General features: G+C 72.5%; 14 protein-coding genes and 1 pseudogene. 11 read left to right on the top strand and 4 right to left on the bottom strand.

Annotation, left to right across the window (positions count from 1 at the left end):
• Nucleotides 1–354 precede the first annotated feature (354 nt).
• Complete coding sequence (locus ACF07B_RS37810; protein WP_392182247.1) at nucleotides 355–2,148, top strand: hypothetical protein; 1,794 nt, start codon at nucleotides 355–357, stop codon at nucleotides 2,146–2,148.
• Between the two features lie 37 nt (nucleotides 2,149–2,185).
• Here ACF07B_RS37810 and ACF07B_RS37815 read toward each other — a convergent pair whose 3' ends face one another.
• Complete coding sequence (locus ACF07B_RS37815) at nucleotides 2,186–3,025, bottom strand: hypothetical protein (RefSeq protein ID WP_384235324.1); 840 nt, start codon at nucleotides 3,023–3,025, stop codon at nucleotides 2,186–2,188.
• Nucleotides 3,026–3,150: 125 nt separating this feature from the next.
• Between ACF07B_RS37815 and ACF07B_RS37820 the strand changes: the two genes are divergently transcribed.
• From ACF07B_RS37820 to ilvD, 4 genes are all read left to right on the top strand, one after another.
• Complete coding sequence (locus tag ACF07B_RS37820; protein ID WP_369485154.1) at nucleotides 3,151–4,083, top strand: Ppx/GppA family phosphatase; 933 nt, start codon at nucleotides 3,151–3,153, stop codon at nucleotides 4,081–4,083.
• Nucleotides 4,084–4,757: 674 nt separating this feature from the next.
• Nucleotides 4,758–5,582 (top strand): sugar phosphate isomerase/epimerase, encoded by an 825-nt coding sequence (locus ACF07B_RS37825; RefSeq protein ID WP_362395923.1) that lies wholly within the window; start codon nucleotides 4,758–4,760, stop codon nucleotides 5,580–5,582.
• Nucleotides 5,579–6,196 carry a TetR family transcriptional regulator gene (locus ACF07B_RS37830; RefSeq protein WP_369485153.1) on the top strand — a complete coding sequence of 206 codons (618 nt, stop codon included), beginning with the start codon at nucleotides 5,579–5,581 and terminating at the stop codon, nucleotides 6,194–6,196. Before ACF07B_RS37825 ends, ACF07B_RS37830 begins: the two co-directional genes overlap by 4 nt.
• Nucleotides 6,197–6,376: 180 nt before the next feature.
• Nucleotides 6,377–8,230, top strand: coding sequence for a dihydroxy-acid dehydratase (ilvD, locus tag ACF07B_RS37835; protein WP_362395928.1), 1,854 nt, complete (start codon nucleotides 6,377–6,379; stop codon nucleotides 8,228–8,230).
• A 133-nt stretch (nucleotides 8,231–8,363) separates the two neighbouring features.
• Here ilvD and ACF07B_RS37840 read toward each other — a convergent pair whose 3' ends face one another.
• The gene (locus ACF07B_RS37840) at nucleotides 8,364–10,529 is read right to left on the bottom strand and encodes a PQQ-binding-like beta-propeller repeat protein (RefSeq protein ID WP_392182248.1); all 2,166 of its coding nucleotides are present in this window, start codon (nucleotides 10,527–10,529) and stop codon (nucleotides 8,364–8,366) included.
• A 134-nt stretch (nucleotides 10,530–10,663) separates the two neighbouring features.
• On the opposite strand from ACF07B_RS37840, the gene ACF07B_RS37845 reads away from it, so the two are divergent.
• From ACF07B_RS37845 to ACF07B_RS37855, 3 genes are all read left to right on the top strand, one after another.
• The gene (locus ACF07B_RS37845; protein WP_392182249.1) at nucleotides 10,664–10,975 is read left to right on the top strand and encodes a peptidase; all 312 of its coding nucleotides are present in this window, start codon (nucleotides 10,664–10,666) and stop codon (nucleotides 10,973–10,975) included.
• Between the two features lie 67 nt (nucleotides 10,976–11,042).
• The gene (locus tag ACF07B_RS37850; RefSeq protein WP_392182250.1) at nucleotides 11,043–11,546 is read left to right on the top strand and encodes an EamA/RhaT family transporter; all 504 of its coding nucleotides are present in this window, start codon (nucleotides 11,043–11,045) and stop codon (nucleotides 11,544–11,546) included.
• Nucleotides 11,547–11,641: 95 nt separating this feature from the next.
• Nucleotides 11,642–12,454, top strand: a complete 813-nt coding sequence (locus ACF07B_RS37855) for a class I SAM-dependent methyltransferase (protein WP_392182251.1) — start codon at nucleotides 11,642–11,644, stop codon at nucleotides 12,452–12,454.
• Here the strand turns inward: ACF07B_RS37855 and ACF07B_RS37860 are convergent.
• A pseudogene (locus ACF07B_RS37860) lies at nucleotides 12,418–13,838 on the bottom strand (SulP family inorganic anion transporter). The gene ACF07B_RS37855 and the pseudogene ACF07B_RS37860 overlap by 37 nt on opposite strands.
• 308 nt (nucleotides 13,839–14,146) lie before the next feature.
• Between ACF07B_RS37860 and ACF07B_RS37865 the strand changes: the two are divergent.
• The 3 genes from ACF07B_RS37865 (at nucleotide 14,147) to proC (ending at nucleotide 16,855) form a co-directional block, all read left to right on the top strand.
• Entirely contained in the window at nucleotides 14,147–15,013 is an 867-nt protein-coding gene (locus ACF07B_RS37865) for an ABC transporter ATP-binding protein (protein ID WP_392182252.1), read from the top strand.
• On the top strand, nucleotides 15,010–15,843 hold the full coding sequence (locus tag ACF07B_RS37870) for an ABC transporter permease (RefSeq protein ID WP_392182253.1): 834 nt from the start codon (nucleotides 15,010–15,012) through the stop codon (nucleotides 15,841–15,843). The genes ACF07B_RS37865 and ACF07B_RS37870 overlap by 4 nt, the downstream gene beginning before the upstream one ends.
• A 202-nt stretch (nucleotides 15,844–16,045) precedes the next feature.
• On the top strand, nucleotides 16,046–16,855 hold the full coding sequence (gene proC, locus ACF07B_RS37875; RefSeq protein ID WP_103554842.1) for a pyrroline-5-carboxylate reductase: 810 nt from the start codon (nucleotides 16,046–16,048) through the stop codon (nucleotides 16,853–16,855).
• A 75-nt stretch (nucleotides 16,856–16,930) separates the two neighbouring features.
• On the opposite strand, the gene trpS is transcribed toward proC, so the two are convergent.
• Entirely contained in the window at nucleotides 16,931–17,935 is a 1,005-nt protein-coding gene (gene trpS / locus ACF07B_RS37880) for a tryptophan--tRNA ligase (protein ID WP_392182254.1), read from the bottom strand.
• Nucleotides 17,936–18,560: the final 625 nt, after the last annotated feature.

The following is an 18,560-nucleotide window of genomic DNA, read 5'->3' on the forward strand; positions in this document are numbered from 1 at the left end:
CGCACCCCACCCCCGGGTCCTGGGCGCCGCGGCCCGGGTCGTCGCATCCCAGGCCCCCGAAGCCCCTTTCCCCGCGCGGAGCCCTGCCCCGCGCGGAGCCCTGCCCCGTGCGGGCCCGTGCCCCTCGGGGCAAGCGCCGAGAGCCCCCGTGCCCCGTTCCCACCCCCGCGCGACCGGGCCCGCCCGGGCCCGTGGCCGTCCCATCTGCCATGGACTGCCATCGCCACCCGTGACGGCCCAGGCCAGGGGTCGGGGATTCCTGTCCCCTTATGAGGGATCGTTTCACCCGTACGGATTAAATGTGCTCAAGGGGGAGGAAGGGCCCGGGCCCGGGCACCTACGGTCGCACGGGTGATGAGCAGCAGTCCGGAGACCTCCACGCACACCACCGGCGCACACCGGGCGCACGGAGCCACGCGCAAGCGGGTGGCCGTGGCCCGTGGCGCGACCCCCCACACCCTGGTCCAGCGTCCCCCCGCGCGGTACGAGCCCTACCTGGACGGCCTGTTCACCTACTGCCTGTCCGTCCTGTGCGACCACGACGCGGCCACCGCCGCCCTGGGGGACGCCCTGGCGCTCGCCGAGCGGCGCGGCCCGCGCGGACCGGAGGCGGCCGGCGACCGCAGGGCCTGGCTCTACGCGCTCGCCCGCTGGTCCTGTCTGCGCAAGCTCACCGAAGCCCGGCGCAGGCGCCAGGCCGCGCACGCCTCCGGGCGGCAGGGGTCTCACAGGGGCGCCCCGCAGGGACCCGCGGGCGGACCCCGTGAAGGAACCGCCCTCGACGCGGCGCACAAGGCCGCCGCCGACCGGCGCGCGGCCGAGGTACTGAGCGCCGCTCCCGTGTCCGAGGAGGTCCAGGACCACCGCCGTCGCGAACTCTCCCTGCTGGCCTGGCCGGAGGCCGCCGGGACCACGCCGGAACAGCGCGAGGCGCTCGAACTCGCGGTGCGCCACCAGCTCGCCGCCCGCGAGGTCGCCGCCGTCCTCGGCATGGACCTCGTCGTGGCGCGCGAGCTGCTCGCCTCCGCCGCCTGCGAGGTCGAACGCACCCGGGCGGCCCTCGCCGTCGTGGAGACCGGCGCCTGCCCGAGCGTCGCCCGGCTCACCGGAGACAGCAGGCTCGTGCTGAGCACGACCCTGCGCGGCGAGCTGGTCCGGCACGTCGACGACTGCCCGCGCTGCCGCCGCACCGCCGAACGCGCCGCCCCCGGTGCCTGGCCCGGCACGAGCGTCACGCCCGCGGCGCTTCCCGTGCTCCAGGCCCCGCTCGCGGCCCTGCGCACCGCGATGGCGTACGCCCCCCGCGCGCGGAGCAGCGCCCCGCGCTTCGACCGGCGCGGCTTTCCGATGGATCCCAAGGACCACGCCGCCCGAAGAGACCGTCTGCGCGCGCGGGCCGTCACGACGACGATCGTCGCCACCGTGGTCGCGGCGCCCGTTCTCGCCCTCTGGGCCGCCTACCGGGGCGCGCCCCTGACCGGTGAGGGCGTGGACGGCCGTCCTGCCAGCACGAGCGAGGCCCAGGATCCCGAAGGTCTGGACGGCGGGCAGGCGGGCGGCTACGAGAACGCCGGGAACGCCAGCGCGGGCCCCGGCTCCCGCTTCACCAAGGGCGGCTCCTCGGACGTCTCCGTCGAGGTCGTCAGCGCCCGCGGAACGACCCCGGGACACCTGGCGGTGGCGGCCGGGACCAGTGGGGACACGACCCTGGTCACGCTGACCGCCTCCGGCAGCTCCCCGGTCCGCTGGTCCGCGCGTACCGGCGCGCCCTGGCTCTACCTCAGCCAGTCCTCGGGAACGCTCGATCCGGGCGAGTCGCTGACGGTCAAGGTGTACGTCGACCACCTCCGCGAGCCGGCGGGCCACTGGACCGCGCGGGTGGCGATCGCCCCGGCGGGCGCGGTGGTCACGATCACCGGGTACGGGAAGGCGGGCTCGTCCCACCCCGGCGGGAAACCGGACCCGACAGCGAGCTCCCCGACCCCCTCAGGGCCGGGATCCACCCCGGCCGCGACCCCCAGCCAGGACCCGTCCCCGACTCCGGCGGACCCGACGCCGACGCCCACCGCCACCGAGACGTCCTCCCCGGACCCGGGTGACCCTCCGGTGCCGGGCGACAGCGGGGACCCGGGAACGGGCGCGCCGTAGGACCCGGGCCCACCGGCCGCGGGGCCCGTACGGGGACTCAGCCCACCGGATCCGCGGGATGCGGTGCCAGCAGCGGAAGCTGCGAGGCCAGCCGCTCCTCGCAGAGCTGGACCAGGCGGTCGTACCCCGCCTCGCCCATCAGCTCGATCAGCTCCGGACGGTACGAGACGTACACCGGGTCGCCGGCGCCGTGTGCCGAGGTCGCCGACGTGCACCACCAGTGCAGGTCGTGGCCGCCCGGTCCCCAGCCGCGGCGGTCGTACTCGCCGATGGACACCTGGAGCACCCGGGTGTCGTCGGGCCGGTCGATCCACTCGTACGTGCGACGCACGGGGAGCTGCCAGCAGACGTCCGGCTTGGTCTCCAGCGGCTCGCGCCCCTCCTTGACGGCCAGGATGTGCAGCGAGCAGCCCGCGCCGCCGGCGAAGCCGGGACGGTTCTGGAAGATGCAGGAGCCCTCGTACGGGCGGGTCTGGCGGTCGCCGTCCTCGTCCTTGGACACCCAGCCCGTCTCCGTGCCCACGTCATGGTGCTGCCAGATCTCCGGCGTGAGCCGGGCCACATGCCCGGCCACGCGCTTCTCGTCGTCCTCGTCGGAGAAGTGGGCGCCCAGCGTGCAGCAGCCGTCGTCGGCGCGGCCCGCCTGGATGCCCTGACAGCCGCTCCCGAAGATGCAGTTCCAGCGCGAGGTCAGCCAGGTCAGATCGCACCGGAAGACCTGCTCGTCGTCGGCGGGATCAGGGAACTCCACCCACGCGCGAGCGAAGTCGAGTCCCTTCTCGTCGCCCTTCTTCACGGGCTTCCCGGACTTGGTGGCCTTCGCCTGCGCGGAGCCCGTGGCCGATTTGTCGGACTTCGCCTTTTTCGTCTTTGGCACGCGTCCAGGGTAAGTCGCTTCCGCCCGCTCCGGGGACGCCGTGGCGGCCGACCTGAGGTCACCGTTCGACGTGGGCTTTCGCCCCACCCCACGTGAACCGCCGTGCGGGCAGTAGCGTTCCGTACATGAGACTCGGTGTCCTCGACGTGGGTTCGAACACGGTGCATCTGCTGGTGGTGGACGCCCACCCCGGCGCCCGGCCGCTGCCCGCGCATTCGCACAAGGCCGATCTGCGGCTTGCCCAACTGCTCGACGAGAGCGGGGCGATCGGCCCCGAGGGCGTCGACAAGCTGATCGAGACGGTCCAGGACGCCCTGGAGGCCGCCGAGGACAAGGGTGTCGAGGCCCTGCTGCCCTTCGCGACGTCGGCCGTGCGCGAGGCCGGCAACGCCGACGAGGTTCTCGCCCGGGTGCAGGCCGAGACCGATGTCGAGCTCCAGGTGCTCACCGGCGCCGAGGAGGCACGGCTCACGTTCCTGGCGGTCCGCCGCTGGTTCGGCTGGTCGGCGGGCAAGCTGCTCGTCCTCGACATCGGCGGCGGCTCCCTGGAGATCGCGTACGGCATGGACGAGGAGCCGGACGCGGCGGTGTCGCTGCCGCTCGGTGCCGGCCGGCTCACCGCGGGCTGGCTGCCCACCGACCCGGCGGACCCGGGGGCCGTGCGGGCGCTGCGCCGGCATGTGCGGGCCCAGATCGCCCGGACGGTCGGGGAGTTCAGCCGTTTCGGCGCCCCGGACCATGTGGTCGCCACCTCCAAGACGTTCAAGCAGCTCGCCCGTATCGCCGGTGCCGCCCGCAGCACCGACGGCCTGTACGTCCAGCGCGAGCTCAAGCGCCGCTCGCTGGAGGACTGGGTCCCCCGCCTCGCGTCCATGACCTCCGACGAACGGGCCGAGCTGCCGGGCGTCTCCCCGGGCCGCTCCGGCCAGCTCCTCGCCGGCGCCCTGGTCGCCGAGGCCGCCATGGACCTCTTCGGCGTCGAAACCGTGGAGATCTGCCCCTGGGCCCTGCGCGAGGGCGTCATCCTGCGCCGCCTGGACCAGATGGCCTCGGAGTAACAAGGGGGCCGCGCCCGCGCGCGGCACCTTGGAACACCCTGAGCGGCAGGCACCCGAAGGGGCGCGGGGAACGGCGCCCCCAGCCCCCACACAGGGGAGGCAGCCGACAGCCCCGCCCCCACGGCGATGCGCCGCCCGAGCGCCGGCCCCCGGAACGCGGCGAGGGCAGACGGCCCTGAAGGGACGCGAGGAACGGCGCCCCCAGCCCCCACACAGGGGAGGCCGCCGACAGCCCCGCCCCCACGGCGATGGGGTGCGGGGGCCCTGGAACGCCCTGAGCGGCAGACCGCCCTGAAGGGGCGCGGGGAACGGCGCGCCCAGCCCCCACACAGGGGGAGGCAGCCGACAGCCCCCGCCCCCACGGCGTTGGGCCCCCAGCCCCCCGCAAGGGGAGCCCGCCCACCAACACAGACCCCAACAGCGACGAGGCGCCCCCCCAGAACGCCCGGCAGGGCCGTGGCATCGATCACAAGCAGACCCCGCCCCCAGCCCCCACCCCCACCACCGGAAGCCGAACCCCACCCCCGGCCGGAGGCCGGAGCGTCCCAGGCCGGCGGGCCCGTACGCCCCCGGGCGGCAGGCCCGAGACAGCCCCACCGGGGCCGGACAGGAGCCCCTCGGCCAAGCTCGCCACCCCCGCCCAACCGCCGGAGGCACCCCGTACGCTGTCCCTCGTGGCAGAACCAGTCGTGCGGATCCCGGATGCGAAGGTCGCGCTGTCCACGGCGTCCGTGTACCCGGAGTCGACGGCGACGGCCTTCGAGATCGCCGCGCGCCTCGGCTACGACGGAGTCGAGGTCATGGTGTGGACCGATCCGGTCAGCCAGGACATCGACGCGCTGCGCCGCCTCAGCGACTACCACCGGATGCCGATCCTCGCCGTCCACGCACCCTGCCTGCTGATCACCCAGCGGGTCTGGTCCACCGACCCGTGGACCAAGCTCCAGCGCGCGAAGGCGGCCGCCGAGAAGCTCGGCGCGAGCACCGTCGTGGTCCACCCCCCGTTCCGCTGGCAGCGCCAGTACTCCCGTGACTTCGTCACCGGGATCTGGCGCATGGCCGACGAGACGGACGTGCGGTTCGCCGTCGAGAACATGTACCCGTGGCGCTACCGCGACCGCGAGATGCTCGCGTACGCCCCCGACTGGGACGTGACGAAGGACGACTACCGGCACTTCACGATCGACCTCAGCCACACGGCGACCGCCCGCACCGACGCCCTCCAGATGATCGACCGGATGGGCGACCGCCTGGGACACGTCCACCTCGCCGACGGCAACGGTTCCAACAAGGACGAGCACCTGGTCCCCGGCCGCGGCACGCAGCCCTGCGCCGAACTCCTGGACCGCCTCGCCCTGTCCGGCTTCGACGGCCATGTCGTCATCGAGGTCAACACCCGCCGCGCGATGTCCAGCGCCGAACGCGAGGCCGACCTCGCCGAGGCCCTCGCCTTCACCCGGCTCCACCTCGCCTCCGCCGTGAAGGTGCCCCGCAGGTGACGGACGCCGCCCCCCGCCGCGGCCGGGGACGCCCCAGCCGTACCGAGACCGAGGCGGGCCCCGCCACCCGCGACCGCATCCTGGAGGCGGCCCGCGAGGAGTTCTCCGAGCGCGGGTACGAGAAGACGTCGATCCGCGGCATCGCCAGGTCCGCCGGCGTGGACCCGGCCCTCGTGCACCACTACTTCGGCACCAAGGAACAGGTCTTCGAGGCGGCCGTCGCGGGAGCCATGGCCCCCGCGCTCGGCGCCCCCGACACGATCGTCGAGGGCCCTCTCGACGGCGTCGGGGAACGCCTCACCCGGTTCTTCCTCGGCGTCTGGGAGAACCCCACGAGCCGTACACCGCTGCTGGCGATCGTCCGCTCGGCGGTCAACAACGACACCGCGGCCGCCGTCTTCCGACGCCTCGTCGCGGCCCAGCTGCTGCGCCGCGTCGCGGCCCGGCTCGACGCCCCGGACGCGGAGCTGCGCGTGGAGCTGGCAGCGGCCCAACTGGTCGGGGTCGCCATGCTCCGCCATGTGATCAAGGTGGAGCCGCTGGCCTCGGTGGACCTGGAGCGCATCGTCGCGAAAGTGGCGCCCGTGGTGCAGGGACACCTGACGAACCCCTGAGCGAGCGGAACCGCCGACGGCATGGCTCCACCTCGTCCGTACGCCGCTGACGTGCGGGTATGCCCTACGAGGGTGGCCGCTGTTCGAGACGTATGTCCCGAGATGCGGACGGCCTGTCCGGATCCTGGAGCACCGGCGTACGCTCGACTTCAGTCTTCATCTCCGAAGGAGCGAGCGACGATGCCCGAGCTGAGGTCCCGCACAGTCACCCACGGCCGCAACATGGCGGGCGCACGCGCCCTGATGCGAGCCTCCGGTGTACCCGGCGCGGACATCGGACGGAAGCCGATCATCGCGGTCGCCAACTCCTTCACGGAGTTCGTGCCGGGGCACACCCACCTCCAGCCCGTCGGCCGGATCGTCAGCGAGGCCATCACGGCCGCCGGCGGCATCGCCCGCGAGTTCAACACGATCGCCGTCGACGACGGCATCGCGATGGGCCACGGCGGCATGCTGTACTCCCTGCCCTCCCGCGACCTGATCGCCGACTCGGTGGAGTACATGGTCGAGGCGCACTGCGCCGACGCCCTGATCTGCATCTCGAACTGCGACAAGATCACGCCCGGCATGCTCATGGCCGCCCTGCGCCTGAACATCCCGACCGTGTTCGTCTCCGGCGGCCCGATGGAGTCCGGCCGGGCCACCCTGGTCGACGGCACGGTCCGCACGCTCGACCTCGTCGACGCGATCTCGGACGCCGTGAACGACAAGATCTCGGACGAGGACATCCTCCGTATCGAGGAGAACGCCTGTCCGACCTGCGGCTCCTGTTCCGGCATGTTCACGGCCAACTCGATGAACTGCCTGACCGAGGCCATCGGTCTGAGCCTGCCCGGCAACGGCTCGGTCCTCGCCACGCACACCGCCCGCAAGGGCCTGTACGAGGACGCGGCCCGCACGGTCGTCGACATCACGCGCCGCTACTACGACCAGGACGACGAGTCGGTCCTGCCGCGCAACATCGCCACCCACGCGGCCTTCGAGAACGCCATGGCCCTGGACATCGCGATGGGCGGCTCCACCAACACGATCCTGCACCTGCTGGCCGCCGCCCAGGAGGCCGGTGTCCCGTTCGGTCTGGACGAGATCAACGAGGTCTCGCGCCGGGTTCCGTGCCTCGCCAAGGTCGCCCCGAACGTCGCCAAGGACCGCACGTACTACATGGAGGACGTGCACCGGGCCGGCGGCATCCCCGCCCTGCTCGGCGAACTGCACCGCGCGGGCCTGCTCAACGAGGACGTCCACACCGTCCACAGCCCGTCCCTGTCCGACTGGATGAAGACCTGGGACGTGCGCGCCGGCTCCCCGTCCCCCGAGGCCATCGAGCTGTGGCACGCGGCCCCCGGCTGCGTCCGCTCCTCCGAGGCCTTCTCCCAGTCCGAGCGCTGGGAGGCGCTCGACGAGGACGCCGAGAACGGCTGCATCCGCTCCGCCGAGCACGCCTACTCCAAGGACGGCGGCCTCGCGGTCCTCAAGGGCAACCTCGCCGTCGACGGCTGTGTCGTGAAGACGGCCGGCGTCGACGAGTCCATCTGGACCTTCGAGGGCCCCGCGGTCGTCTGCGAGTCCCAGGACGAGGCCGTCGACAAGATCCTCAAGAAGGAGATCACGCACGGCGACGTCGTGGTCATCCGCTATGAGGGTCCCAAGGGCGGCCCCGGTATGCAGGAGATGCTCTACCCGACCTCGTTCCTCAAGGGCCGTGGTCTCGGCAAGACCTGCGCGCTGATCACCGACGGCCGCTTCTCCGGCGGCACTTCGGGCCTGTCGATCGGTCACGCGTCCCCGGAGGCGGCGTCCGGCGGCACCATCGCGCTCGTCCGCGACGGCGACCGCATCCGTATCGACATCCCGAACCGCTCGATCGAACTGCTCGTGTCCGACGAGGAGTTGGAAACCCGGCGGGAGGCCCTGAACGGCGTCTACGCCCCCGCGAACCGCGAACGCAAGGTCACCGCCGCCCTGCGCGCCTACGCGGCGATGGCGACGAGCGCGGACAAGGGCGCGGTGCGCGACGTCTCGAAGCTGGGCTGACCTCGAACCTCGAAGAAGGCCGCACCGGCTCCGGAGCCGGGCCGGCTCGCGAACCGGCCCTCGGCGGCCCGTGACCGGCAGCCCGTGAAGCGTGTGAAGGGGCCGTCCCCGCAGGGGTGGCCCCTTCGCCCTGTCACCACCCCGAGGGATCCCGCCCGTCGACGGCGAAGAGGGAGCCGTCGGGGGAGGTGGCGTAGACACGGGTGCCGGCGGTGACGGGTGCCGGGAGCACGCTGACGAGTGAACCCCGCCGGTCACCGAGGCGGGCCCGGGTCTGTCCGATCAGGACGCCCTTGTCGGTGTCGACCGCGATGAGCCGCCCGTCCACCGCGCTGAGGTAGAGGCGGTGGCCGGACACGACCGGCGCCGACGCCTTGGTCACGGACGTCTCCACCCGCCACAGCTCCTTCGCGGTGCGGGTGTCCACGGCGACCAGCGAACCCTCGCTCCCCAGCAGGTAGGCCGTGTCCCCCCGGAGCACCGTCTGCGTCTGCGCCTGCGGGATGCGCAGCGCGGTGCGGCGGAGCGTGCGGGCCGCCACGTCGTAGCGCACGACGTCATCGGTGTAGAGGTCGACCGTGGCCGAGGTGAACCACGCGGTCCCGTCGCGGGCGGCCACCAGGTCCAGCCTTCCCTCGACGCGGCGCTGCCACGTCACGGCACCGGTCTCCGGATCCACCGCGGTCACCCGCGTCCCCGTCCCGGCGGCCGGCGCCACCGCGTAAGCCAACCCGTCGCCGTACGTGTGGAACTGAGGCACACTCAGCCCAGGAATCGCGTGCCGCCACTTCTGCTCGCCGGTGGCGGCGTCCAAGGCGGTGACCCGCGAGTCGGAGCCGCTGAGCAGGACGACGTCGGCGACATGGGCGACGCCGCCCGAGTAGCGCGAGACGTCGCGGCTCCAGCGCGTCGCGCCCGTGGCGGGATCCAGCGCGGTCAGACGCCGCCCGTTGCCGCTGCCGACCAGCAGAAGTCCCCCGGACAGGACCGGAGCCGGGGTGCTGTAGGCACTCGCGTCCCCCGGATCGCTCCGGGACCACAGCACCTTGCCGTCGTCCGGATCGATCGCGGCCGCCAGGACACCGGGCCGGACACAGAGCAGCCTCTTGCCCGCGTACGTGCACTGCGGCTGCCCGTCCGCTGTGGCGCCGGAGGCGCTCAGGCCGAGTTCCCACGGCCGGAAGGCGCTCCGGGCGGCGGACGCGGCCGACCGTCCCGGGGCGGGGTCGTGCGGGTCCGCGCGCGGACCGGGGACGGCGAACACTCCGGCGGCGGCCGCCGCGGCGGCGACGGCCACGGCGGACGCCGGCAGCCGCCAACGCCGCCAGGACCGCCTCCGCCCGGCCATATGGGTCGGATCCTCGGAACCTCCCGGACGCCCGGACGAGGCCGGCCGGACCGGGAAGGCGGGCTCCGCCGACTCCCCGTTGCCGACGCGCTGTTCGGGGATGAACGCGCGGGTGTCGTACGACGCCGAGACCGAACGCAGCGCCGTCATGAGCTCGTCCGGGGTGGGCCGGTCCTCCGGCTCCTTGGCGAGACAGCGCCCGACGAGCTCGACCAGATCGTCCGGCACACCCGTCAGGTCGGGCTCGTCGTGGACGACTTGATACGCGACCAGATACGGACTGTCCGAATCGAAGGGTCCGCTCCCGGTGGCGGCGTGCACGATCAGCGAGCCGAGCGCGAACACGTCGGCGGCCGGGCCCACATGACGTGGCTTGCGGAACTGTTCCGGCGCCATGAACGGCGGAGTGCCGATCAACTTGCCGGTCTCCGTACGCAGTTCACTGTCCGAGGGGCGGGAGATGCCGAAGTCGATGACCTTCGGCCCGTCCTCCGCCAGCAGGACGTTGCTGGGCTTGAGGTCACGGTGGACGACGCCTGCCCGGTGGATGTCCCGCAGTGCCTCGGCGAGTCCGGCCATCAGATGGCGCAGCCGGGCGGTGGACATCGCGCCGTTCCGCTTCACGTGCTCGGCGAGCGTCGGCCCGGGAATGAACAGCGTTGCCATCCACGGGCGTTCGGCCTCGGGATCGGCGTCCACGACCGGTGCGGTGAAGGCACCGCTGACCCGGCGGGCGGCCGCGATCTCCTGACGGAACCGCCCCCTGAACTCGGGGTCCTGGGAGAACTCGGCGTGTACGACCTTGACGGCCAGCCGCAACCCGGAGGCGGAGCGCGCCAGATGCACGATTCCCATGCCACCGGAGCCGAGTCTGGATTCCAGCAGGTACTGGCCGGCATAGCGCGGTTGTTCCGCTTCCGATTCCGTACCGGTGCTGCGCTGTGGCGGCATCACTCACCCCCGTGGGTTCGACCGCGTGCGCGACGCGCAGAGCCTAGTCGATCCTTCGTGCGAAACCCCGGCGGCTTGCTAGCCTCGGCGCGCGTCCTGCAATTGGCGTGAATCAATCAATGGGGGAGATCGAAATGGCCACGGAAGACATCGCTGTCACGGATGCGGCGGAAGCCGAGCAGCTGACCGCCCAGGCGCTCCGCACGTACCCGCTCGCGCCGGGTCACAACGTCAACGTCAGAAGTGGCCCCGGCACCCACTTCAGCATCGTGCGCACCCTCGCGGCGGGTTCGCGCGTCCCGATCTACTGCCAGTGCCCCGGCGAGTCCGTCAGCGGCCCCTACGGCACGAGCCAGATCTGGGACAACATCTCGAACGGCCAGTTCGTGTCGGACGCGTACGTCCAGACGGGCACCGACGGCTACGTCGCCCCGAAGTGCTCCTGACCGACGCCTCCGCCGAACGGCACCCCGCGGCGGCCGCCGGACTCCTGACCGGAGCGATAATCGTCGCGTGAGCGACGAGACCAGCACCAGCACCGGAACCGGCACCCCCGCGGGGCCCCGGCCCGAGCCCCTGCGCTTCTTCGGGACGACCTGGGTGGAGCACGACGGCGGCTACACCGGCCGCCGGATCGGCGTGGCCGTCGGCTCGCTCGCCGCGGCCGTGGCCGCCTGTCTCGTGCTCCGTTTCGCCTACCAGGGCCTGGCCGTCGCGGACGTGGGAACGCCCGTGACCGTGATGGTCGTGGTGATGTTCGCGGTGTGCAGCGCGCTCGCGTTCCGCAACACCTCGGACGCCTTCTCCAAGCGCCCCGACCCCGAGCGTCAGGCGTCCCTGCGCGGTCTGCTCGCCATCGGCTTCGTCGGCTCCCTCCTCGCCTACTTCTTCCGCTCGCTCAGCGAGGCCCCGGGCGAGAAGCTCCACCGGGAGGAGTACGAGGTGGCGAGGGAGCAGTACACCCGCCGCACCACGCGCCGCGCAGGCAACCCCGCAAAAAAGCGCCGCCGCGCCTGACCGACCCCGACCCGCCCACCGGTCGGCACCCCACACCCAGGGGCGTGGCGGGAAACCCTCTGCCCCGGCCCGCACGCACCCGCGATCATGACCCCATGACGCCCTCCCCCTCCACTCCTCCCGGAGCCGCCCGGCACGCCGCGCGTGCCCACTCCTTCAACGCCGCCGCGGCGCAGTACGCGGCGAACCGGCCTTCGTATCCGCCCGCCCTCTTCGACGCCGTCGAAGGCCTCGCGGGCCGGTCGCTGAGCGGGGCCAAGGTGGCGGACGTGGGGGCGGGCACCGGCATTTCGACCGGACTCCTGCACCACCGCGGCGCGGACGTCCTCGCCGTGGAACCCGGCCCCGGCATGGCCGGCGAGTTCCGCCGCGTCCACCCCCGCATCCCGATCGTGCGGGGCAGCGGTGACGCCCTGCCCCTCGCCACCGCCTCGATGGACTTCCTCACCTACGCCCAGTCCTGGCACTGGACCGAGCCGAGCCGCTCGGTGCCGGAGGCGTTGCGCGTGCTGCGTCCCGGCGGGGCGCTGGCCCTGTGGTGGAACACCGAGGCGCTCGACGTCCCGTGGATCGCGGCGGCGGCCCGGCGCGCCGAGCGCTTCCTCGGCCTGGACGAGAAGGACCGGAAGGCCGAGAAGAGCCCCAGCTCCGCCACCCCCGCGCACTCCCTGGCCGCCGACCCCAGCGGCAGCCTCTCCTTCGACCACCGCCAGGTCCGCTGGAGCCGGCGCGTCCCGGTCGACACCCGCCTCGCCAGCATCGGCAGCCACTCGCAGTTCCTGGTCCTCGGCGAGGAGGCCACCGGGGCGTTCTTCGCCGAGGAACGCGACCACCTCCTCCAGGCCTTCCCGGAGGGGTTCGTGGAGGAGACCTACGTCGTGGAGCTGCTGGTGGCGATCCGTTCGTGATCCCGCCCGGCGGCCCACGCGTCGAGGGCCGCCGCGCACGCGTGGTCCACATGCCGCAGTCCGCCCAGCTCCAGCCGTACGACCCGGTCGTGCGGCAGGGCCTCCAAGGCGTCCAGCAGCTTCGGCAGCCTCAGGAAGGTGGCGTTGCCGACCACCCGGACGACCATGCCCGCCGCGCCCCGGTCCTCGCTCTCCACGTGCACATGACTGATGTCCCAGGCGGTCTTGGCCACGGCCAGCGCGAGCCCGACCAGCACGCCCTCGAACAGGTTCCCGACCACGATCGCCACCGCGGTCACCGCGAGGACGGCCACCTCACCGCGATGCCCGCGCCACAGCGTCCGTACCTCCCGCACCGGCACGAGCTTGCACCCCGCGTGCACCAGCAGCCCCGCCAGCGCCGCCACCGGAATCAGCCCGAGCACCGCGGGCACCACGGCCGTGAACAGCAGCAGCCACACCCCGTGCAGCACCCGCGACGCCTTCGTCTGCGCCCCCGCCTGCACGTTGGCAGCGCTCCGCACGATCACGGCGGTCATGGGCAGCGCCCCGAGCAGCCCGCACACGGTGTTCCCGGTGCCCTGCGCGATGAGCTCACGGTCGTAGTCGGTACGCGGCCCCCGGTGCAGCCGGTCCACCGCCGCCGCGCTGAACAACGACTCCGCCGACGCGATCAGCGCGAACGCCAGGACGGTCCCGATCACGCCCACTTCCGTGAGCCGTCCCAGGTCCGCGACGGCCGGCGGCCGTACGGCATCGAACAACCCCTGGACCTCGACCCGTCGCACCGCGAGGTCGAAGGTCCCGGTCACGCCCGATGCGAGCGCCACCGCCAGCAGGGGTGCCGGGACCAGCCGGGCCCCCGTCGCCACCGCGGCCACAGCAGCAGTACGGCCACGGTGGCGGCGCCGATCGCGAGCGCCACGGGATCGGCGGCACCGGCCAGCGAAGCGATCCCGGCGATCTTGCCGAGCCCGCCGGAGGGCGCGGCCTCGTCGCCCATCGCGTACACCTGGCCCGCGATCAGCACGAGCCCGATCCCGGCGAGCATCCCCTGCACGACGGCCACGGACACGGCGCGGAACCACCGCCCGAGCCGCAGAACCCCGAGCCCGAGCTGCACAAGACCGGCGCCGAGCACCAGCACGCCGAGCGCCTGGACCCCGTACGCCTGCACGGCTTCGTACACCAGCACGGTCAGCCCGGCCGCCGGCCCGCTCACCTGGAGACTGCTGCCGGGCAGTGTCCCGGCGACCAGCCCGCCGACGATCCCGGTCACCAGCCCCAGTTCGGCCGGCACTCCGGACGCTATGGCGACCCCGACACACAGGGGCAACGCCACCAGAAAGACGACGAGGGACGCGAACAGATCGGCTTTGCGCATCACGACAGCACCTCCGGTCGACAGTGGGAGATGCGTGGGTGCCGTGCCGGGGGAGGGCACGACGGACCTGGCGACTCGGCACGGAGCCGTTTCGCGCAGTGAAATCCATTGTCAGGTAAGCCCGTTGACCGCGCAGCCCCTCCGGGCCGCTGTCACGCGAACGCGGGAGCGCATGGCTCGGCGATGCCGCGGACGATCCCGTTCCGTTCACGCCGACGCGCGCCTGCGCCGCCCGGCGCTCCGCCCGTTCGGCCGGTACCGCCCGGCCCTTGACCGGCGCACCCCGTGAGAGGAATATTCATCACGCGATGATTATTCGTCCGCGTCCGCCCGACCCCACAGGATCGCCCGTGCCTCTTTCCCCGCCCGCCGTCCGCGCCGAGGGCCTCACGGTCGTCCGCGGCACCCGCACCGTCCTGCACGGACTCGACTTCACCGTCCCGCGCGGCCAGATCACCGGCCTGCTCGGCCCCTCCGGCTGCGGAAAGTCCACGCTGATGCGCGCGACCGTCGGCACCCAGGCCAAGGTCGGCGGCACCCTCGAAGTCCTCGGCCGTCCCGCCGGCGACGCCGCACTGCGCTCCCGCATCGGCTACGTCACCCAGGCGCCCTCCGTCTACGACGACCTGACCGTCCGCCAGAACCTCGACTACTTCGCCGCGATCCTCGACCCCGGCCGGGCCGCCGCCGAACGCCGGCACGCGGACGTCACCCGGGTCATCGGCGACGTCGACCTCGCCTCGCACACCGACGCCCTCGCCGGAAACCTCTCGGGCGGCCAGCGCAGCCGCGTCTCGCTCGCCGTCGCCCTCCTCGGGGCCCCGGAACTCCTCGTCCTCGACGAACCGACCGTCGGCCTCGACCCCGTCCTGCGCCGCGACCTGTGGAACCTCTTCCACTCCGTCGCCGAACAGCGCGGTACGACCCTCCTGATCTCCTCCCACGTCATGGACGAGGCCGAGCGCTGCCACCGGCTCCTCCTGATGCGCGAGGGCGGGATCCTCGCCGACGACACCCCCGACGCCCTCCGCGAACGCACCGGCTCGGACACCGTCGAAGCCGCGTTCCTGCACCTCGTGGACGAGGCGGTCGCGGCCGCACACCTGCCCGCGCCGACCCCCGCCGCGAAATCCGCGGCCACCGGCCCCGACTCCCGAGAGGAGACCGCCCGATGAGTTCCACCGCGGCCACGAGCCCCACCCCGCCCACCGCGCCCGAGGAGTCGGGCGCCCCGGGGCACCCCGCACCCGGGTCCCGCCCGAGCCCGCTCAACCTCTCCCGTACGACGGCCACCGCGGCCCGCGCCCTGCGCCAGCTGCGGCACGACCCGCGCACCATCGCGCTGATGATCCTCGTCCCCTGCGTGATGCTGGTCCTGCTCCGCTACGTCTTCGACGGCAGCCCGCACACCTTCGACTCCATCGGCGCGTCCCTCCTCGGGATCTTCCCGCTGATCACGATGTTCCTGGTGACCTCGATCGCGACCCTGCGCGAGCGCACCTCCGGCACGCTCGAACGCCTCCTCGCCATGCCCCTGGGCAAAGGCGACCTGATCGCCGGCTACGCCCTCGCCTTCGGCGCGATCGCCATCGTCCAGTCGGCCCTGGCCACCGGACTCGCGGTCTGGCTCCTCGGCCTGGACGTCACGGGCTCCCCCTGGCTCCTCCTCCTGGTCGCCCTCCTCGACGCCCTCCTCGGAACGGCCCTCGGCCTGTTCGTCTCGGCGTTCGCCGCCTCCGAGTTCCAGGCCGTCCAGTTCATGCCGGCGGTGATCTTCCCCCAGCTCCTCCTCTGCGGCCTGTTCACCCCGCGCTCGAACATGCACCCCGTCCTGGAGGCCATCTCCGACGTCCTCCCCATGTCGTACGCGGTCGACGCCATGAACGAGGTCCTCAAGCACACGGACATGACCGCGACCTTCGTACGCGACGCGCTGATCGTCGCCGGGACCGCGCTGCTGGTGCTGGGCCTCGGAGCGGCGACCCTGCGACGCAGGACGCCGTAGGACGCCGTACGAACCCGCGACCGTACGAACCCGCGACCGGGCGACCGGGCGACCGGACGCATGGGCGGACGGGCGGACGGGTGGGATGTCCGGTGCGTAGGCGACTCGGGGGCCGTCCGCCCACCGGACATCCCACCCGCCCCCACGACCCCGGTGGGAGGATGAACGCGGACGACTCAACCCCCGGAGGGCACCCGCAACCATGCCTCAGAAAGTCGCAGTCCTCGGCACCGGCAAGATCGGTGAAGCCCTGCTCAGCGGAATGATCCGAGCCGGCTGGGCCCCCACCGATCTCCTGGTCACCGCCCGCCGCCCGGAGCGGGCCAGGGAACTCCAGGAACGCCACGGCGTCACCCCGGTCAGCAACGCGGAAGCGGCGAAGACCGCCGACACCCTGATCCTCACGGTCAAGCCCCAGGACATGGGCGCCCTCCTCGACGAACTCGCCCCGCACATCCCCGCCGACCGCCTGATCATCAGCGGCGCGGCCGGTATCCCGACCTCCTTCTTCGAGGAGCGCCTGGCCCCCGGCACCCCCGTCGTCCGTGTCATGACGAACACCCCCGCCCTCGTCGACGAGGCCATGTCCGTCATCTCCGCCGGGAGCCACGCCACCGCCGAGCACGTGGCGTACGCCGAGGAGGTCTTCGGCGCCGTCGGCAAGACCCTCCTGGTTCCCGAGTCGCAGCAGGACGCCTGCACGGCCCTCTCCGGTTCGGGACCGGCGTACTTCTTCTACCTGGTCGAGGCCATGACGGACGCGGGCATCCTGCTCGGCCTGCCCCGCGACAAGGCGCACGACCTGATCGTGCAGTCCGCGATCGGCGCCGCCGTGATGCTCCGCGACAGCGGCGAGCACCCCGTGAAGCTCCGCGAGAACGTCACGTCTCCCGCGGGCACCACGATCAACGCGATCCGCGAACTCGAGAACCACGGCGTACGCGCCGCACTCATCGCGGCGCTGGAAGCGGCCCGCGACCGCAGCCGCGAACTCGCCTCCGGCAACAGCTGACGCCCGCCCCGACCGGCCCCCGGGCCTCGGACCCGGCCGTTGCCGAGTCCTTGAGCCCGAGGCCCGGGCGCGCGGTCACCCGGCCGAGGGCGGGAGCAACCCGATGGCCTCGTACGCCGAGTCCACCGTCGGCCGCGCCATCTCCCTGGCCCGCCGCGCACCGTCCCGCAGCACCTTCTCCATCTGGGCGGGATCCGTGCACAACTCCTTGTGCCGCTCCTGCACAGGCCTGAGGAGCTCGACCACGGCGTCGGCGGTGTCCTTCTTCAGAGCCCCGTACGACGCGTACCCACCGCTCAGGGTTTCGGGGTCGCCGCCCTCGCACGCCGCGAGGATCTCCAGCAGATTCGAGACCCCGGGCCGCGTCTCCGGGTCGTACGCGACGTCCTGCCCGCTGTCCGTCACCGCGCGCATGATCTTCTTCCGTACGGCTTCCGGTTCGTCGAGCAGATAGACGACGCCCGGTCCGACATCGTCGCTCTTGCCCATCTTCGACGTCGGCTCCTGAAGGTTCATGACCCGCGCCGCGACCTCCGGCCGGGTCGCCCGGGGCACCACGAACGTGTGCCCGTACCGCTGGTTGAACCGCACCGCCAGATCCCGGGTCAGTTCGACGTGCTGCGCCTGGTCGTCCCCGACCGGCACCTCGTCGCTGCCGTACGCCAGGATGTCGGCCGCCATCAGCACGGGATACGTCAGCAGTGACAGCCGTACGCTCCCCCCGCGCCTCCGCTCCAGCGCGGCCTTCTCCTTGTACTGGATCATCCGCCGCATCTCGCCGTCACTCGCGACGCACTCCAGCAGGTACGACAGCCGCGCGTGCTCGTCCACGTGACTCTGTACGAACACGGTGCACAGCTCGGGATCGAGCCCCGAGGCCAGCAGCAAGGTCGCCGCCTGCCTGCTGAGCCTGCGGACCCGCCCCGGATCGTGGTCCACGGTCAGCGCGTGCAGATCGACGATGCAGAACAGGGCCTCGGCCCGGTGCTGGTCGACCTCGGCCCAGCGGCGTACGGCGCCCAGATAGTTCCCCAGCGTCAGATGCCCGGTCGGCTTGACCCCACTGAAGATCCGCGTCATCACTCAACCTCCTGGTCGAGGCCGCCGCGCTCGCCGGCCGGCTCCCCAGGAGGGACACAAAAACGGCCGCCGAGGCGGCGGCCGTTGGGTACATACGTGTGTACGGCCGCCGTCAGGCGGCCCACCACTGCTGGGTGCACGTACGCGTAGTCATGGACGGCAGCGTACGCCTCGGCCGGCCTGTCCGGACCGCAGTTGACACGACCTGGGCCCGTCCGTAGTGTTCTCCGAGTTGTCCGACGTGAGCGTCGACTCCGGTCGGTCCCCGGACAGCCATTCCGCACCACCATTCAACGATCGACGACTCGTCGTCGGCTCGTTTTCATGCGTGTTTGCGAAATGAGGATTCCGCGTTCGAAAGGGCGCCACCCCGATTAGCTCGGGAGCCAGGGATCCGCTAATGTCTCACTCGTCGGAACGGCCCAACAGCCGCGAAGACAAACCCCGCTGACTGGGAGTCAGGCCCGAAAGGATCTGATAGAGTCGGACTCGCCGGAAAGGGAAACGCGAAAGCGGAAACCTGGAAAGCACCGAGGAAATCGGATACGGAAACGGTCTGATAGAGTCGGAAACGCAAGACCGAAGGGAAGCGCCCGGAGGAAAGCCCGAGAGGGTGAGTACAAAG

Origin of the sequence: Streptomyces sp. NPDC015532 (genome assembly GCF_043078065.1) — a bacterium.
Classification (GTDB): domain Bacteria; phylum Actinomycetota; class Actinomycetes; order Streptomycetales; family Streptomycetaceae; genus Streptomyces.

Bases quoted from the DNA above. Each gene is read 5' to 3' on its own strand.
- ACF07B_RS37845 (WP_392182249.1), top strand. From the start codon at position 10,664: ATGGCCACGGAAGACATCGCTGTCACGGATGCGGCGGAAGCCGAGCAG.
- ACF07B_RS37855 (WP_392182251.1), top strand. From the start codon at position 11,642: ATGACGCCCTCCCCCTCCACTCCTCCCGGAGCCGCCCGGCACGCCGCG.
- ACF07B_RS37810 (WP_392182247.1), top strand. From the start codon at position 355: ATGAGCAGCAGTCCGGAGACCTCCACGCACACCACCGGCGCACACCGG.
- trpS (WP_392182254.1), bottom strand. From the start codon at position 17,935: ATGACGCGGATCTTCAGTGGGGTCAAGCCGACCGGGCATCTGACGCTG.
- ACF07B_RS37870 (WP_392182253.1), top strand. From the start codon at position 15,010: ATGAGTTCCACCGCGGCCACGAGCCCCACCCCGCCCACCGCGCCCGAG.
- ilvD (WP_362395928.1), top strand. From the start codon at position 6,377: ATGCCCGAGCTGAGGTCCCGCACAGTCACCCACGGCCGCAACATGGCG.
- ACF07B_RS37820 (WP_369485154.1), top strand. From the start codon at position 3,151: ATGAGACTCGGTGTCCTCGACGTGGGTTCGAACACGGTGCATCTGCTG.
- proC (WP_103554842.1), top strand. From the start codon at position 16,046: ATGCCTCAGAAAGTCGCAGTCCTCGGCACCGGCAAGATCGGTGAAGCC.
- ACF07B_RS37840 (WP_392182248.1), bottom strand. From the start codon at position 10,529: ATGCCGCCACAGCGCAGCACCGGTACGGAATCGGAAGCGGAACAACCG.
- ACF07B_RS37865 (WP_392182252.1), top strand. From the start codon at position 14,147: ATGATTATTCGTCCGCGTCCGCCCGACCCCACAGGATCGCCCGTGCCT.